At 72.2% G+C, this 15,816-nt stretch carries 14 protein-coding genes; 3 read left to right on the top strand and 11 right to left on the bottom strand.

All coding sequences use genetic code 11. The annotated features are described in order from the left end of the window. Positions 1-112: 112 nt before the first annotated feature. Both NH2_RS23580 and NH2_RS23575 read right to left on the bottom strand, forming a co-directional pair. The gene (locus NH2_RS23580; RefSeq protein ID WP_245650731.1) at positions 113-436 is read right to left on the bottom strand and encodes a hypothetical protein; all 324 of its coding nucleotides are present in this window, start codon (positions 434-436) and stop codon (positions 113-115) included. 30 nt (positions 437-466) lie between these two features. Next, the gene (locus NH2_RS23575; RefSeq protein WP_067658507.1) at positions 467-1,678 is read right to left on the bottom strand and encodes an AAA family ATPase; all 1,212 of its coding nucleotides are present in this window, start codon (positions 1,676-1,678) and stop codon (positions 467-469) included. Positions 1,679-1,814: 136 nt separating this feature from the next. On the opposite strand from NH2_RS23575, the gene NH2_RS23570 reads away from it, so the two are divergent. Continuing rightward, positions 1,815-2,201, top strand: a complete 387-nt coding sequence (locus NH2_RS23570) for a hypothetical protein (RefSeq protein WP_067658504.1) — start codon at positions 1,815-1,817, stop codon at positions 2,199-2,201. Positions 2,202-2,252: 51 nt separating this feature from the next. On the opposite strand, the gene ligA is transcribed toward NH2_RS23570, so the two are convergent. The 4 genes from ligA to NH2_RS23550 form a co-directional block, all read right to left on the bottom strand. Next, positions 2,253-4,343, bottom strand: coding sequence for an NAD-dependent DNA ligase LigA (gene ligA, locus NH2_RS23565; RefSeq protein ID WP_084505816.1), 2,091 nt, complete (start codon positions 4,341-4,343; stop codon positions 2,253-2,255). 185 nt (positions 4,344-4,528) lie between these two features. Beyond that, positions 4,529-5,569: a methionine synthase gene (locus tag NH2_RS23560; RefSeq protein ID WP_067658498.1), complete on the bottom strand. Its 1,041-nt coding sequence runs from the start codon at positions 5,567-5,569 to the stop codon at positions 4,529-4,531. Beyond that, positions 5,566-6,666 (bottom strand): tRNA 2-thiouridine(34) synthase MnmA, encoded by a 1,101-nt coding sequence (gene mnmA, locus NH2_RS23555; protein WP_067658495.1) that lies wholly within the window; start codon positions 6,664-6,666, stop codon positions 5,566-5,568. Before mnmA ends, NH2_RS23560 begins: the two co-directional genes overlap by 4 nt. Continuing rightward, positions 6,666-7,895 carry a cysteine desulfurase family protein gene (locus NH2_RS23550; RefSeq protein WP_439951780.1) on the bottom strand — a complete coding sequence of 410 codons (1,230 nt, stop codon included), beginning with the start codon at positions 7,893-7,895 and terminating at the stop codon, positions 6,666-6,668. Before NH2_RS23550 ends, mnmA begins: the two co-directional genes overlap by 1 nt. Before the next feature lie 128 nt (positions 7,896-8,023). Between NH2_RS23550 and NH2_RS23545 the strand changes: the two genes are divergently transcribed. Next, the gene (locus NH2_RS23545; RefSeq protein ID WP_067658492.1) at positions 8,024-8,428 is read left to right on the top strand and encodes a hypothetical protein; all 405 of its coding nucleotides are present in this window, start codon (positions 8,024-8,026) and stop codon (positions 8,426-8,428) included. A gap of 61 nt (positions 8,429-8,489) precedes the next feature. Here NH2_RS23545 and NH2_RS23540 read toward each other — a convergent pair whose 3' ends face one another. Both NH2_RS23540 and NH2_RS29300 read right to left on the bottom strand, forming a co-directional pair. Then, positions 8,490-10,910, bottom strand: a complete 2,421-nt coding sequence (locus tag NH2_RS23540; RefSeq protein WP_067658489.1) for a tetratricopeptide repeat protein — start codon at positions 10,908-10,910, stop codon at positions 8,490-8,492. A gap of 56 nt (positions 10,911-10,966) precedes the next feature. Further along, positions 10,967-11,431, bottom strand: coding sequence for a Het-E N-terminal domain-containing protein (locus NH2_RS29300; protein WP_501193510.1), 465 nt, complete (start codon positions 11,429-11,431; stop codon positions 10,967-10,969). Between the two features lie 183 nt (positions 11,432-11,614). Here NH2_RS29300 and NH2_RS29295 point away from each other — a divergent pair, with 183 nt between their 5' ends. Then, complete coding sequence (locus tag NH2_RS29295; RefSeq protein WP_169811526.1) at positions 11,615-12,250, top strand: SanA/YdcF family protein; 636 nt, start codon at positions 11,615-11,617, stop codon at positions 12,248-12,250. Here the strand turns inward: NH2_RS29295 and NH2_RS23525 are convergent. From NH2_RS23525 to NH2_RS23515, 3 genes are all read right to left on the bottom strand, one after another. Then, positions 12,247-13,326 carry a lysophospholipid acyltransferase family protein gene (locus NH2_RS23525; RefSeq protein WP_067658484.1) on the bottom strand — a complete coding sequence of 360 codons (1,080 nt, stop codon included), beginning with the start codon at positions 13,324-13,326 and terminating at the stop codon, positions 12,247-12,249. The genes NH2_RS29295 and NH2_RS23525 overlap by 4 nt on opposite strands. Before the next feature lie 5 nt (positions 13,327-13,331). Further along, the gene (locus tag NH2_RS23520; RefSeq protein WP_067658481.1) at positions 13,332-14,153 is read right to left on the bottom strand and encodes a GNAT family N-acetyltransferase; all 822 of its coding nucleotides are present in this window, start codon (positions 14,151-14,153) and stop codon (positions 13,332-13,334) included. A gap of 206 nt (positions 14,154-14,359) precedes the next feature. Further along, a complete protein-coding gene (locus NH2_RS23515; protein WP_084505814.1) occupies positions 14,360-15,709 on the bottom strand; it encodes an NAD(P)/FAD-dependent oxidoreductase in 1,350 nt (449 codons plus the stop codon). Positions 15,710-15,816 lie beyond the last annotated feature (107 nt).

Raw genomic sequence — 15,816 nt, 5'->3', positions numbered from 1 at the left:
GGCCGTGGCCGACCAGCCAGGCCCTCGCCTCGGAGTCCGGCTGTGGCGGACGCCGACGGGGACCGGGCTCGGTTTCCGGAGTCCCATCCGGCGCGAGCCCGAGGCGGGGCGCTTAGCCCGGCCGGACGATCTGCCAGCGGTCCGGTTTACCGGCCGGGTAGATCACCGGCAGCGTGTCGCCGATGGCGGGCCAGTAGTCCCCGTCCCACACCAGCCGCTGGTACACCTGCGTGGCCGCGACGCCGGGGCCGGTGAGATTCCCCGTCACGGTGACGAACTGCTCGCCGAAGGCCTCCGGCCGCGGGCTCACCCCGGTGATGTACAGCGAGCCCCGCTCCGGCTCGGCGATCGGCATGCCGCGCTTCCCGCGCCGGTACAGCACCACCAGCGCGACCAGGGTGGCCGCCATGATCAGCAGCATCGCGAACTCCAGCACGCCTCCCACCGTACCGGGCATTCCGGGCGCTCAGTCGGCGGTCAGCTCCGAGGTGCCGCGCTCGGTGCGGTGGATGGTCCAGCCCCGCCCGGACTCCAGCGGTTCGCGGCTGGTGAAGATCAACTGGGCGCCACGGGAATTGGTCTCGGGGGCGCGGAAGAGCCCGATCAGGCGCTGCGCGGTGGCGGCGGGCAGCGCCGCGTCGAGATCGTCGACGGCGAGCACCCGGCCGGTGCCGAGCGCGTCCAGCACCGCGGGGAGCAGCCGCAGCAGCGCGAGCGCCGAGGCGGGCTCGTCGGCGAGCTCGAAGGGCGTGTCGATCCCGGCGTGCAGCAGCCGGACGCCTGGCCCGGAGCGCGCCGCCATCCGGGCGAAGAGCGCGTCCCGCGCCCCCCGCAGCGCGGAGAGCTCCCTGGCCAGCGCGTTCTCGGTGAGCCCGTGCTGCTGGAGCAGCAGGTCGGCGTGGCCGGGGCGGGTGGCGCAGAGCTCGAGCTGCTCGGCGCCGCCCGCCAGGTCGCGGTCCAGCTCCGCGAGGTACTCGGCGTAGCGCGGGTCAGGCTCCGGGAGCAGCAGATCGGTGATGCCGAGCCCCGCCGCCCCGGCCAGCTCGAGCAGCCGGACCGCGCCGCGCGGCTCCCGGGAGAGGAAGCCGCCGAGCCGCAGCGCGACCGCCTCCGGGTCGAGCGGGCCGCGCTGCACCTCGAGCAGCGCGGCGAACCAGCGGTACGCGGGCACGAGCGCCTCCGCGTTCAGCTGCCCGGCCAGCGTGAGCAGCAGCGCGTTCGGCCGCACCAGCGGCACCACCGCGCCGAGCCCGAACCGCGCGGCCTCGAAGGCGGGCCCGATCCGCACCTGCTCGCCCTCGCGCTCGAAGACGACGCGCCTGCGCCCGCGCGGCTGGGTGTGCAGCCACTCGGCCGCCACCTCGGCGTCGGTGAGCCGGAAGCCGTAGCTGTACGGCACGCCCTCGGCGACGAACCCCGCGACGAACTCGGTGGGCCGCTCCCGGAAGGCCGGGTGCGGGGTGCGCGGCGGGCCCGCGTAGGGATCCCAGCCGGTCACCGAGTGCAGCACCGCGTCCCGCATGCGGTCCAGCGCGTCGAGCAGATTGGACTTCCCGGCGGCGGGCGCGCCGGTGATCCCGGTGACCGGCACCGCGACCCGGCCGCTGCCGCGGGCGGGCCGCAGCTCCTGCGGGTCGGCCAGCGACCTGTGGTTCGTCACCAGGAAACTGCGCAGCATCCGGCTATCGTCGCAGCACACGCCGGGCGGGCGGCGGCCGGGCGGGGTAGCATCCCTGCTGCCGAGGCCGGTGCGCATCCCCGATGCCGCACCCCGCGGCCCGCCCTGCCCGACCGTTGCGAACAGGTGGTCGCCCATGAACCAGCACACTGCCGTCACCGCCGTGGCCGAGCCGCAGCCCTTCGGTCTCCCGGTGCGCATCGCGGCCGGTGGCTGCGCGGTCGCCGCCGTCGCGCTCGGGCTGGTGCTCGCGGCGCCGGACGCCGCGGCCGACGATTTCGAGTGTGCGGCGGGCAATGCCCGCATCTTCTTCCACGACACCACCTACACCTGCCAGTCCGGCAGCGTCGGCTACGGGCTGAGCCCCGCGGTGGTGAAGGTCTGTTCGAACAGCGGCTCGACTGTCGTGGTCGAGGTGCAGAGCGAGCGGAAGAAGCTGCGGCGCACGGTCGAGCTGAGCAACAACCACTGCGCCAAGTTCGATCCGCGCGGCACCACCGGCGCCATCGTCACCGTCAGCTGACGGCTGTCGCGGAGCCGCCTCCGGCGCACCCGGCCGGATCCGAGCCGAGCATCAGTCCGCCGCGGCCGGGCGAACCGCCTCCGGCCCGTCCGCGAGGAGGGTGCGGAAGCCCTCCTCGTCCAGAATCGGCACCCCGAGCTCCTCCGCCTTGGCGGCCTTGCTGCCGGGCGCATCACCGACCACGACGAACGCCGTCTTCTTCGACACCGAGCCCGCCGCCTTCCCGCCGCGCGCCAGGATCGCCTCCCTGGCCTCGTCCCGGGAGAAGCCGTCGAGCGAGCCGGTCACCACGATCGACAGCCCGGTTAGATTCCGCTCGATCCCGGCAGCCCGCTCATCCGCCATCCGCACCCCTGCGGCCCGCCACTTCGCCACGATCGCGCGGTGCCAGTCCACGGTGAACCACTCGACCACCGCCGCCGCGATGGTGGGGCCGACGCCGTCGGCAGCGGCCAGTTCCTCCAGGGTCGCGGCCGCGATCCGCGCCATTTCACCGAACTCCGCGGCCAGCGCCCGCGCCGCGGTGGGGCCGACGTGTCGGATGGAGAGCGCGACCAGAACCCGCCAGAGCGGCCGGTCCTTGGCCGCGCTCAGATTCTCCAGCAGCCGTTTCCCATTGGCCGAGAGGCTGCCGTTCTTGTTCACGAAGAGCGGGGTGCCGAGCAGCAGCGGCTCGTCCAGGTCGAAGAGGTCGCCCTCGTCGGTGATGGCGCCGGAGCGCAGCAGCTCGATCGCCGCCTCGTAGCCGAGCGCCTCGATATCGAAGGCGCCGCGCCCCGCCACGTGGAACACCCGCTCGCGCAGCTGGGCCGGGCAGGAGCGGGTGTTCGGGCAGCGGATGTCGGCATCGCCCTCGCGCTCGGGGGCCAGCGCGGTGCCGCACTCGGGACAGTGCGTCGGCATCTCGAAGGCGTACGCGTCGGCGGGCCTGGCGTCGGCCACCGGCCCGAGCACCTCGGGGATCACGTCGCCCGCCTTGCGAATGGTGACCGTGTCGCCGATCAGCACACCCTTCCGCACCACCTCGGCGGCGTTGTGCAGCGTCGCCATGGAGACGGTGGAGCCCGCGACCGAGACCGGTACCATCACCGCGAACGGCGTCACCCGCCCGGTGCGCCCGACATTCACCTTGATGTCGAGCAGCGTGGTGGTCGCCTCCTCCGGCGGGTATTTGAAGGCGATGGCCCAGCGCGGCGCCCGCGAGGTGGAGCCGAGCCTGCGCTGCAGCGCCACCTCGTCGACCTTGATCACCTGGCCGTCCAGCTCGTGCTCGATATCGTGCCGGTGCTCGCCCCAGTAGGCGACCCGCTCGATCACCGCGTCGATGCCGCGCACCCGCCTGGTGTGCGGCGAGACCGGCAGCCCCCAGGCGGCCAGCGCGTCGTACGCCTCGGACTGCGAGGCCGGGGTGTAGCCGCGGATCCGGCCGAGGCCGTGGCAGATCATCCGCAGCCGGCGCCGTGCGGTGACCGCCGGGTCCTTCTGCCGGAGCGAACCGGCCGCGGTGTTGCGTGGATTGGCGTACGGCGGCTTGCCGTCGGCGACGATGGCGGCATTGAGCGTCTCGAAATCCGCCAGCCGCAGGTAGACCTCGCCGCGCACCTCGAGCAGCTCCGGGATCGGGTGGTTTTCGTGCGGGGTGAGCTCTGCCGGGATGTCCTCGATGGTGCGCGCGTTCAGCGTGACGTCCTCGCCGGTGCGGCCGTCACCCCTGGTAGCACCGCGCTCCAGCCGCCCGTTCCGGTAGACCAGGTTCAGCGCGACCCCGTCGATCTTGACCTCGCACAGATAGTGCAGGTCCGCCCCGGTCTCCGCCTCCACCCTGGTGGCCCAGGCGCGCAGCTCGGCCACATCGAAGACATTGTCCAGCGAGAGCATGCGCTCCAGGTGGTTCACCGGCGTGAAATCGGTGGCGAAACCGCCGCCGACCAGCTGCGTCGGCGAATCCGGTGTCCGCAGGTCCGGGTGCTCGTCCTCCATGACCTGGAGGCGGCGCAGCAGCGTGTCGAACTCGCCGTCGGTGATGATCGGCGCGTCCCGCACGTAGTAGCGGAACTGGTGCTCGCGCACCTCGTCCGCGAGCTGCTGCCAGGCGCGCTGCTCCTCGGCCGTGGCCGGAGCGGGGGCCTCGGGTTCGGTCACAACTGGCACGATAGTCCAGGGGTGTGACGTTCTTCGGGCAGATCGCCGCACGTCGGGGCGGTGCGGGCGGATCGGCCCCGAGTCGGAGGAGCGCGCTTCGAGCCTCCCAGCCCCGAAACCGAGCGAACTCCCGCCCGTGCAGCACGCCGAGAAATCAGCCGAGCGCGAAGCGGGCGATGAAGCGGCTACTCGGCGCCGAGCGTCTCCGGCTCCTCCGCGTAGGCGCGGGCGATATCGGCGGTGAGATCCAGCGCGCGCCGCGCCCACTCGGGCGTCGCACCCGCCAACCCGCAGGCCGGGCTCACCAGCACCCGCTCGGCGAGCGTACGACGCGGGAACCCGAGCCGATCGATCAGCCGGACCCCCGGCTCGGCCAGCTCCCGCCAGCCCGGCCTGCCGTCCCCCGGCGTGCTCGGTACCAACCCGAGAACCAGCAGTTTCCCGGCGTCCAGCGCCTCCCCGACGCCGTCCAGATCCTTGGGCCGCAACACCCCGACATCGATGGCGAGCGCAGCGGCCCCACTGGCCCGGAACAGCGCGAGCGGCGGCGGCGCGGCGCAGCTGTGCACAATGACCGGTGCGGACTGCGCCCGGATCACGGTGTCGAGCAGGTCCAGCGCCTCCGGTTCGGGCAGCGCGCGCACCGAGTCCAGCAGACTCGTGCCCGGCAGCGACCCTTCCAGCACCGCGGCGGCGGAGGGCTCGTCGAGTTGCAGCACCACCGGCGCGTTCAGCCGCGTCGCCACCTCGGCGGCGTGCCCGGCCAGCCCCTCGGCCAGCGATTCGGCGAGGTCGCGGCGGGCGCCGGGATCGGTGAGCACCCGGTGCCCCTTGGTCAGCTCGACCCCGGCGGCCAGCGTCAACGGACCGGCCACCTGCAGCTTCACCGGCCGTCCGGTGCCCGGTGCCCCGGCCCGCTCCCATGCCTCCTCCAGCGCGTCCAGATCGCCGCGCAGCAGATCACCGGCGCGGCGCGCCACCCCACCCGGCCGCGCGGCGAGGCGGTACCCGCGCGTAGTGCTGTCGAACGGCAGATCCACCAGCAGCGCACACCCGCGTCCCAGCAGATCCGCCCCGACCCCGCGCGCGGGCAGCTCCACCAGGTGCGCCAGCCCGGGCAGTTCCCCGACGACGGTCGCCGCGGCCTCCCGCGGGTCGGTACCCGGCCACGACCCGACCCCGGTGGCGACCCCGCCTCGCAACGCGGCCTCGACGGCGGCGCTCACCGGGCGTCCGCCAGCGGCACGGCGCTGTCGGTACCAGCGATGGTCCCGCTGCCGATGACCTCGTCACCGGCACTGTCCGGCCGGTACAGCACCGCGGCCTGCCCGCGCGCCACCCCGGTCAGCGGCTCACGCAGCCGCACGGTGAACCCACCGTCCACCGCCTCGGCCACGGCGGGCGCTGTCCCACCGTGCGCGCGGACCTGCACCACGCAGTCGAGAGCCCCGTCCGGCGCGGCCCCGGAGGTCCAGACAGCCCGCTCGGCCCGCACCGTCCACACCTGCAGCTCCTCCGCCGACCCCACCCGGACCACACCGGACTCCGGATCGATCCCGGTCACGTACCGCGGCTTCCCATCGGGCCCCGGCCCGGGCAACCCGAGCCCCTTCCGCTGCCCGATGGTGAACCCGTGCACCCCCTCGTGCTCGGCCAGCTTCCGCCCGGCGGCGTCGACGACGGCCCCCGGCCGAATCCCGATCCTCGCCCCGAGAAACGCCCTGGTATCCCCGGACGGAATGAAGCAGATGTCGTGGCTGTCCGGCTTGTCCGCCACCGCGAGCCCGCGCGCGGCGGCCTCGGCGCGAATCTCCGGCTTCGGCGTATCCCCGACCGGGAACATGGCCCGGCTCAGCTGCTCGGCGGTGAGCACCGCGAGCACATACGACTGATCCTTGTCGGCGTCGACGGCCCGCCGCAGCACCCCGTCCTGAAGCCGCGCGTAGTGCCCGGTCGCCACCGCATCGAAGCCGAGCGCGACCGCGCGATCGGCGAGCGCGGCGAACTTGATCTTCTCATTGCAGCGCAGACAGGGGTTCGGCGTCTCGCCCGCGGCATAGGAGGCGACGAAATCGTCGATCACGTCCTCCTTGAACCGCTCCGCGAAATCCCACACGTAGAAGGGAATCCCGAGCACATCGGCGGCCCGCCTGGCATCCCCGGCGTCCTCCTTCGAGCAGCAGCCCCGCGACCCCGTGCGCAGCGTGCCGGGCTGAGCCGAGAGCGCCAGGTGCACCCCCACCACATCGTGCCCGGCGTCGACGGCCCGCGCCGCCGCCACCGCGGAGTCGACACCGCCGCTCATCGCGGCGAGAACCCGCATCAGTACGCTCCCTTCGCGCTCGTGAGCCCGGCCGCCCTGGCCCGCTCGACCACTCCCGGCAGCACCGAGAGCAGCGTCTGCACATCGTCCGCGGTCGAGGTGTGGCCGAGCGAGAAGCGAAGTGAGCAGCGCGCCTGCCACGGCTCGACCCCCATCGCCACCAGCACGTGACTCGGCCCCGAAACCCCCGCCGTGCAGGCGGAGCCGGTCGAGCACTCGATCCCGGCGGCGTCCAGCAGCATGAGCAGCGAATCGCCCTCACAGCCGGGAAAGGTGAAGTGCGCATTGCCAGGCAGCCGCAGCTCCCCGGCCGGGCCGTTCAACACGGCCTCCGGATCGACCGCGCGCACCCCCTCGATCAGGGCGTCCCGCAGCTCCCGCAGCTCCTTGGTCCGCGCCGGCAGCTCCGCCGCGGTCTGCCGCAGCGCCGCCGCCAGCCCCACCGCACCCGGAATGTCCGAGGTGCCGGAGCGCAGATCCCGCTCGTGCCCGCCGCCGTGCAGCAGCGGAACACACGGCACCTGCCTGCCGAGCAGCAGCACGCCGACGCCGTGCGGCCCGCCGACCTTGTGCCCCGCGAAACTCGCCGCCGCCAGCCCGGCGGCGCCGGTATCGATCGGCAACTGCGCCGCCGCCTGCACCGCGTCGCTGTGCAGCGGAACGCCGAACTCCCGCGCCACCGCGCTCAGCTCGGCAATCGGCGCGATGGTGCCCACCTCGTTGTTCGCCCACATGATCGTGACCAGCGCGACCTCGTCACCGTGCGCCTCCAGCGCCGCCCGCAGCACCGCGGGCGTGACGAACCCCTCGCCATCCGCCGCCAGCCAGGTGATCTCCGCGCCCTCGTGCCGCTCCAGCCACTCCACCACGTCCAGCACCGCATGGTGCTCGGTGGCGCCGACCAGAATGCGGCGCCTGCGCGGCTCGGCGTCCCGCCGCGCCCAGTAGATGCCCTTGACCGCCAGATTGTCGCTCTCGGTCCCGCCCGAGGTGAAGATCACCTCGGATGGCCTGGCACCCAGATCCGCCGCGATCGACTCCCGCGCCTCCTCCAGCATCCGCCGCGCCGCCCGTCCCGATCCGTGCAGGGATGAGGCGTTTCCTGCCCGGCCGAGGGCAGCGGTCATCGCCTCGAGGGCGGCGGGGTACATCGGGGTGGTTGCCGCGTGATCGAGGTAGACCGTCTTCGGCACCGCGCGAGAGGGGGTACCAGGGCAAGCCGACATCATGACCATCAAAGGATAGCGGCCCCGGTCCGCTCGTTATTCCCCGCGCGCCCGGTAACGAGCGACCGGTCGCTTTCCCGCCCGCACGCTCATGCGGGAGATTCTCGCGCCCGGCTGGCCAGGCTGGACTGGTGGCTCGCTATGTCATCGACGCCGTCACCCTGCTGCACCTCATGGATGCCGGGCTTCCGATCGATCCTAGCCACCGGCTGGTTGCCCCGAAATCGATCCGTTCGGAGGCGCTGCAACTCTTGCTGCGGCAAGTCCGTGCGGGTGCGCGCGGTGAAGCGGCCGCGCTCGCGACGCACGAGCGGATCACCGCGTTGAAGATGCGACTGCTCGGCGACCGGGTTTCCCGGCGTATCGCGTGGCAGCTCGCCCGGAGCAACGGCTGGGACAGCCTGCGGGACGCCGAGTACCTCGCGGTCACGCGGTTGCAGGCCGATGCGCTGATCACGGTTGATCCCGGCTTGGCCGCCACGGCGCGGGACATCGTGCCCGTCACCGCCCTCGATACCCTGCTGGTTCGAGAATGAGGCCGCCGGCGTTGGACATGGCGCCCATCATTCTCAGATCGAGCGTGGGCGGCGTGCTGCTTCAGAAACCCCGCCCCGGCCGATCTTCTTGCCTGGCGCGCAACATCTGAAGAATCTCGATCGCGCGCGGTTGCCCGGCGCGAGCGGCCATGGTCCACCACTGCACGGCCTGCGCGACATCCCCTCGTTCGTAGTGTGTGGCTCCGAGATTCATCATGGCGCCCGAGTGGCCGCCGTCGGCGGCCCGCCGCCACCACGCTTCCGCTTTGGCACGATCGCCGCGCTCGGCGAGCAGAAATCCAAGGTTGTACATAGCGGGCACCTGTCCGAGGTTCGCCGCCCTGCGGCACCACGTCTCGGCGCCGGCTCGGTCCTTCCGCTTGAAGAGCAGGCCGCCGAGATTCGCCATGGCGTCCGGCTGCCCGGCGTCGGCAGCCTTGCGATACCAGACCGCCGCTTCCTCCCACTCCCCGCGCAGCTCGAGCATCGCACCGAGGTTCACCATCGCACCCACATGCTCGGCGGCGGCGGCCTTGCGGTACCACGCCTCGGCCCCCGGTGCGCCCCTGCTGTCGAGCAGGGCTCCGAGGTTCATCATCGCGGTCGTCTGGCCGGCTTCGGCAGCCCGGCGATACCACCCCTCCGCGGCTACCGGCTCACCCCGGCTGTCCAGGAGAGCCCCCAGATTCACCATGGCGTCGAGCACCCCGGCCTCGGCGGCCCGGCGGTACCACCTCTCCGCCGCGCCCGCCTCCCCGCGCCGCCGCAGCAGCATCCCGAGGTTGTACATCGCCCCCGGGTACCCCGCCTCGGCGGCTCTGCGGCACCAGACCTCCGCAGCCGCTCGATCCCCCCGATCCTCGAGCAGAACTCCCAGATCCATCATCGCGGAGAGCACCCCGCCATCGGCGGCCCGGCGATACCACTGCTCCGCCTCCGCAGGCTCCCCTCGCCGCCGCAGCAGCAGCCCGAGGTTCACCATCGCGCCGAGGTTTCCCGCTTCGGCGGCGCTCCGCCACCACGTCTCCGCCTCGACCAAATCTCCGCGCTCCTCGAACAGGACCCCCAGATTCACCTCCGCGTCGACGAATCCGGCCGCGGCGGCCCGGCGATACCACTCCTCCGCCTCGTTCGCTTCCCCGCGCCGCCGCAGCAGCATCCCGAGGTTCGACATCGCGGCGAGATGCCCGGCCTCGGCGGCCCTGCGGAACCAGACCTCGGCCGCCGCTTCGTCTCGCTCCTCCCCGTACAGGACTCCCAGGTCGAACATCGCCATCGGATGCCCAACCTCGGCGGCCCGGTGCCAGATCGTGCTCGCGGCGGCGATATTCCCGCGGCCGTGGGCGGTGAAACCGACATCGGTCAGGATCTCGGGGTCGGCATCACGGGTCGCCCGATGCCAGAAAGCCTCCGGGACCGGGCGCGGGGTGCGATCGGCTTGGCCGTCATCGGCGGCGACGAGGTAGTCGAAGGGCCGGTACCCGCGAACCCCGGCATCGAGGTGCAGGGTGTGCAACGCCGCCGCCCGCCCGCCCCCGCGCGGGGGTGTCCGCGCGGCCGTGATCGCCGCGCGCACCCCGCTCTCGGTCGGGTCCAGCTCCGGACGGCTGTGCCGCAGCGTCTCGATCGTGAGATCGGTGAGCGCGCCCTCGGGGATGGGATCCTTGCGCCCGATCCGCGCCCAATCCACGCTGACGGCGATCACGGTGTACCCGATGGGGTCGGCGGCTCTGGCGTCGTCGTAGCGCGCCAGCAGCTCCGGCGCCCCGGCCAGCACCTCCGCCAACCCGTGGCCGTTGAACTCCTGCCCCCGATACGCTCGCGAGGCGGCGGCGGTCTCGCCGGGATCGTCGCTGGTGGAAGCCAGGTCGATGAGGATTGCCTGCTCCAGCAACATGCGGGTCTCCCGCCGCAGCTCGCCGTCGCCGCGCAGCTGGGCGCGCATCTCCGAGCGCAGGGTCGCCACCACCAGCGTCCGGCCCGGCCGGGCAGTCAGCCGTGCCAGCACTGCCGGGGTGATGGAGTTCGAGCCGGTGAGGTACTCGTGCAGGTCGTCGAGCCACACCACGACCGTGTCCGTGCTACTCGCCAGCCGCGGGTGCGCGGCGAGCTCAGCGATCCCGTCGTGCACCGGCCACGCCACCCGCGCGGCAGGGTCGAAGGCGTGGACCGCCTCGAACAGGGTGCGGGTCTTGCCCACCTTGGACGGGCCCACCACGATCACCATCCGCGAACCAGACATGGCTCGGCGCAGCCGGGCATCGACGTCGTTCGCCGTCCGCGTCAGGTACTCGTCCCGGTGGCCGTGGTCGGCGGGGCCGCCGAAGGCCGAGCTCGTCACCCCGAGCAGGTACGGGTTCAGCGCACCGACCAGTGGGAGATCGGCGTCGCCGAACAACTGCACCAGCTGCTCCAGCGAACGGTGCGGACGGGCGCCCGACTGATTGATCGTGAGATTCCCGTGAACTTCGTTCCCGGTCACGGCAATCGTGGTGCCACCGGTGGAATCCGGGGCATCCGGCGCGGGGCTACCGGGACTCAGGCCCGCGCCGTGCCAGGGTGACGCGGCTGAACCGGCCCGGCGCGAACCCCGCTGATGCTCGCCGGACCGGCAATCCGGCTGTTCGTCACCCGTACTCCGTCCCCGATCGAGCGGACATCGGCGATATCGAGCGCCGCAGCGACCAGGCCGTCGACATCGACGCCGACTACGGCTTGCGTGGCATGCCGACGCGCGGCCTCCAGCAGTGCCGCGGCCGCCGCCGCCAGCTCCGCGTCACCGGCGGCGCCCGCATCGTCGAGGTCCTCGGCGAGCGATGCCTTCTTCGCTTCCGAATCGGGCTTCCGCTCGACCCCGGAGACGTCCACACCCCGGTACTTCCGCGAGATCACGCTCTTCAGGCCGACATAAGCGTCTTTCACGGCGTGCGCCGCGGTGTCCTGTACCCCCGCTGCCGCGCCCACTGCGATGGCCGCGACCACCGCCGCTGTCACAGGATCCACCTCGGTCAACCTCCCCATTCCACCGCCCACCTCGGTGCGTGCTGCCAATATAGCCGAAAAGACGTCGCCGCCAGCGGCATTCGCGCGGGCGCCGCACACCCTCGGCGGACCCGCCACACTGGGCCCATGAGGAAACGAGGGGACGCGCTGCGGAGATGGCTCCGGCCACGAACACTCCTGCGCGTGGGAGCGATTTCGGTACTCGCGGTGACGGTGGTGGCGGCGAGCGCGATCGGGTGGGTGCGGTGGCGCGGAGCCGGGCACGAGCACACGGTCGCGTCGGTGCCGACGGCCGATGTGGCGATCGTGTTCGGGGCGCAGATCTACGAGAAGCGCGGTGAGCCGTCGCCGTACCTGGCGGCGCGGCTGGATATCGGGCGCGAGCTGCTGGCGGCGGGCAAGGTGAAGGCGCTGCTGGTCACGGGGGACAACAGCACGCCGGAGCACGACGAGCCGACGGTCATGCGGGATTACCTGGTGCGCACGGGGGTGTCGGAGCGCAAGGTGGCGCTGGACTACGCGGGGTTCGACACGTACCAATCCTGCGTTCGGGCGAAAGAGATCTTCGGGGTCACCAGCGCGATCGTCGTGACGCAGGACTTCAGCATGCCGCGCACCATCGCGCTGTGCCGGACGGCGGGGATCGCGACCGACGGGGTCGCCGACGACGGGCAGCCGCGCAATGGGATCTGGTGGAAGTGCTACCTGCGTGACCAGCTGGCGGCGAGCAAGGCGGCGCTTGCCATGCTCGCGCGGCCCGCACCCCGTTTCCTGGGGGACCAGGAGACGAGTGTGCGGGACGCGATGAACGCTCCCTAGCGAGCGGCAGCGGCCTTCCGGCGCCCGGGGAGCAGGCGGCGCGGGCGGCGCACCTCCGGCTCGGCGGCGTCGAGATCCGGGTCCTGGACCCGGGTGGCACCGGCTTCGATCCAGATCCCGTGCGTCGACCGGCCCGCGCCGCGGACCGCGCGCTCGACCCGGCGGGCCAGGTCGCGACGGTCTTTGCCGGCCTGTTCCGCCGGCTCCAGAACGACCTCGGCGACCATGCCGCGGGCGCGCAGGACGCGGGCGGCGGAGGTGGTGAAGCCGTCGTCGCCGATGAAGGCGGGGACGGTGCAGGAGCCGCCGTTCCGGTCGCGGTAGGCGAGGCGGACCGGCTGCACCGGGGTGCCCGCGTCGATGGCGGCCTGGAAGAGGGCGGGGCGCAGGGAGCCGTAGGCGCGGCCGCACCAGGTGGTTCCTTCGGGGAAGGCGGCTACGCGGTCGCCCGCCAGCAGGCGGTCGCGGAGCTGTTCGACTACCGCGGGGAGTTTGCGGAGGCTTTCGCGTTCGATGGGGATGACGCGCATGCGGACGGCGAGTTTGCCCAGTAGGGGCCAGTCGAGCATGTCGGCTCGGGCTACGAAGCCGAGGGGCTGGACTGCTGCCAGTACGAGGACGTCGGACCAGCTGACGTGGCCTGCGATGATCAGGGCGCCTTTTCCGGGTTCGGCATATCGCGTCCGCTTCGCGGCTCGACTGGATTCTGTGCCGGAAGATGCGGCGTTCCGGTCCGGCGCGGGGTCGGCGTTGGGCTCGACCGCGGAGACTCGTGCCAGCGCATCGATGGTCGGCTGCGAGGCATCGCGGTTATCGATGACTGAAAGCCGGACACCAAGGACGCTCAGCATGGCGCGGGCATAACCGCGGTGCAGCGGCTCCCGGCGGCTCGCCGGAGTCAGCCCGTTCACCACGGGGAAGCTGAGCAGCAGCCCGGCGACCCCGGCGACCCTGGCCGCCACCCGGAGGCGGCCGACCCGCTCCCCCTCGTCGATGCACCCCGCCCCACACGGGCTGGCCGGCATCCAGGAGTGCACAGCCGCCCCCTGCGGCGCGGCGAAGATCTCGGTCACCATGGCGATCAGCCTCCGAAGCCGGCGGCCGCGTCCTGCAGCCGATTCAGGTAGCGGGTGTTGATGGTCGAGAGGCCGAGCTGCACGACGAAGTCGGCGACGGCGAAATCCGGGTCGTGCGCGGGCTCGCCGCAGACCTCGGCGCCGAGCCGGAGGTAACCGCTCATGAGCGGCGGCAGCTTGGCGCGGCGGGGGGCGGGCAGCTCGTCCAGCGCCAGCCCGTCGACCACCACCGGGTGGTACGGCCGGACCCGGCGCTCGGGCGTGCTCGCGTGCTTGGCGAGCACCAGGTCGCGCACGCCGCGCACGTTCATCCCGGCGGCGTCCTCCGGCTTGTCCCGCATGGGCACCGAGACGCAGCCCATGACCCACTCGTGCCCGGTGAGCTGGATGTAGTGCAGGATCCCGGCCCACATGAGCGTGACCACCGAGCCGTTGCGGTGCTCGGGCAGCACGCAGGCGCGGCCCATCTCGACGATCCGATTGCCGTGCGGGTCGAGCGCGCTCAGGTCGAACTCGGTGGCGGTGTAGTAGCCACCGGCGGCCGCGGCCCGGTCCGGGGGCAGCATGCGGTAGCAGCCGACGTACTCGCCGCTGGCCTCGTCGCGGACCAGCAGGTGGTCGCAGAAATCGTCGAAGCGGTCGGCGTCGAGGCCGGTGCCGGTGTCGGGGATGGAGAAGCCGGGCTCGCCGGCGAACACGCGGTAGCGCAGCCGCTGCGCGGCCTCCCGGTGCTCGGCATCGGACGAGACGACCAGGGCGTAGCGGGCTCTTTCCACCCCCGCGTCCGTCGGTCGAGCCGGGGCTGTCAGCACGGACGAGATTGTCATGTACCCGATGAACTCACCCGGAAACCGCGCCGCGGCGTCCGCGTGGTGTCAGGAGTGTGCCCGTTCGGTTAACGAGATATCCGTCACACCGACTGTTCACCGACGCGTCGGAGCGGGTTCGCCCGACCGTGCCACCGCTGATGCCGGGTGCCCGGAATACGACGATCGCGCAGCCCGACGGGGACGGCGCGATCGCCTCGGATGGGTCAGGCGGCCAGGCGTTCCCGCTCCAGCGCGGCGATCTCCGCCGGCTCCACCTCGTCGAAACCGGGGCGGCCGGTGCCGATGAAGGCGACCAGCCAGGAGACCACGGCGGCGAACCGGTTGCGGAAGCCGACCAGGTACAGCAGGTGCACCGCGAGCCACATGAACCAGGCGATGAAGCCGCGGAAGGTGATGCGCTCGTTGAGCTTCACCACGGCGCTGAACCGGCTGATCACCGCCATGCTGCCCTTGTCCCAGTAGTGGAACGCGGTGCCCGGCTGCTTGCGCCTGGCGATCACGTCGGCGACGTGCCTGCCCTCCTGCATGGCGACCGGGGACTGCCCCGGGTAGCCGTTCAGCGAGGTCATGTCGCCGATGGCGTAGATGTCGGCGTAGCCGCCGACGGTCAGGTCCGGGTTCACCAGCAGCCTGCCCGCGCGGTCGGTGGCCACGCCGGTGGCCTCGGCCAGCACCGTCGCGAAGCCGCCCACCTGCACGCCCGCCGACCAGACCACGGTCTCGGCCGGGAGCGGGCGCTGCACGCCCGCCTTGTCCTCGACGGTGACCTCGCCGTACTGGATGTCGGTGACGAAGGTGCCGAGCAGCACCTCGACGCCGCTGCCTGCGAGCGTCTCCTTCGCGTACTCCGAGAGCCCGCCGCCGAAGGGCGGAAGCACCGCGCCCGCGCCCTCGACCAGGGTCACCGAGATCTCCTGGTGGTAGTGCCGCTTGGCGAGCTCCTTCAGCTGGCCTGCGACCTCGACGCCGGTCGCGCCCGCGCCGACCACGACGAAGCTGAGCAGCTTGCGCCTGGTCTCGGCGTCGGCGTGCTTCGCCTCCGCGAAGACCCGCTCGATCTGCGCGCGCAGCGCCTTGGCGTCGTCGATGGTCTTGAGCGAGAACGTCTTCTCCGCGAAGTCGTCGCGGCCGAAGTAGGACTGGCTGGCTCCGGTGGCGGCGATCAGCGAGCCGTAACGCAGCCTGCGCTGGATGCCGTTCGGGGTGGCATAGGTGAGGATCGCGGTGGCCGGGTCGACGGCGACGACCGTGCCCTGCCTGACATCGGCCTCCTCGTGCCTGCGCAGCACCGAGGCGATGGGCGGGGCGATCTCGCCGGACTCCAGCACACCGGTGGCGACCTGGTAGAGCAGCGGCTGGAAGAGATGCTCCCTGGTGCTGGAGATCAGCACGAAGTTGATGCCCGCCTTGGCGAGGCGCTTGGCGGCGGCCAGGCCGCCGAAGCCGGAGCCGACGATGACGACGTCGGCGTGTTCGACGTGCTCGGTACCGAGCGGAGTGGTGTCCGCCCCGCCGGCCAGGACGGGTGTGGTGTCGGCCAACGGCTGTTCCATGATCGGTGTCCCCTCACCAGGTGTGTGTGTTCGTTTCCTTCTCTCATTACTAACCGTCATTCATATCGGAGATATTTCACCCGATGGGGCGCATAATCACGATGACT

Origin of the sequence: Nocardia harenae NBRC 108248 (assembly GCF_001612885.1) — a bacterium.
Lineage (GTDB): Bacteria > Actinomycetota > Actinomycetes > Mycobacteriales > Mycobacteriaceae > Nocardia > Nocardia harenae.
This window is presented reverse-complemented; position numbering and strand designations above follow the sequence as displayed.

Excerpts from the sequence above, each read along its gene's own strand:
- NH2_RS23575 (WP_067658507.1), bottom strand. The coding sequence starts at position 1,678 with ATGCTGCGCAGTTTCCTGGTGACGAACCACAGGTCGCTGGCCGACCCG.
- NH2_RS23570 (WP_067658504.1), top strand. The coding sequence starts at position 1,815 with ATGAACCAGCACACTGCCGTCACCGCCGTGGCCGAGCCGCAGCCCTTC.
- mnmA (WP_067658495.1), bottom strand. The coding sequence starts at position 6,666 with ATGCGGGTTCTCGCCGCGATGAGCGGCGGTGTCGACTCCGCGGTGGCG.
- NH2_RS23550 (WP_439951780.1), bottom strand. The coding sequence starts at position 7,895 with ATGATGTCGGCTTGCCCTGGTACCCCCTCTCGCGCGGTGCCGAAGACG.
- NH2_RS23525 (WP_067658484.1), bottom strand. The coding sequence starts at position 13,326 with ATGGTGACCGAGATCTTCGCCGCGCCGCAGGGGGCGGCTGTGCACTCC.
- NH2_RS23520 (WP_067658481.1), bottom strand. The coding sequence starts at position 14,153 with ATGACAATCTCGTCCGTGCTGACAGCCCCGGCTCGACCGACGGACGCG.
- NH2_RS23515 (WP_084505814.1), bottom strand. The coding sequence starts at position 15,709 with ATGGAACAGCCGTTGGCCGACACCACACCCGTCCTGGCCGGCGGGGCG.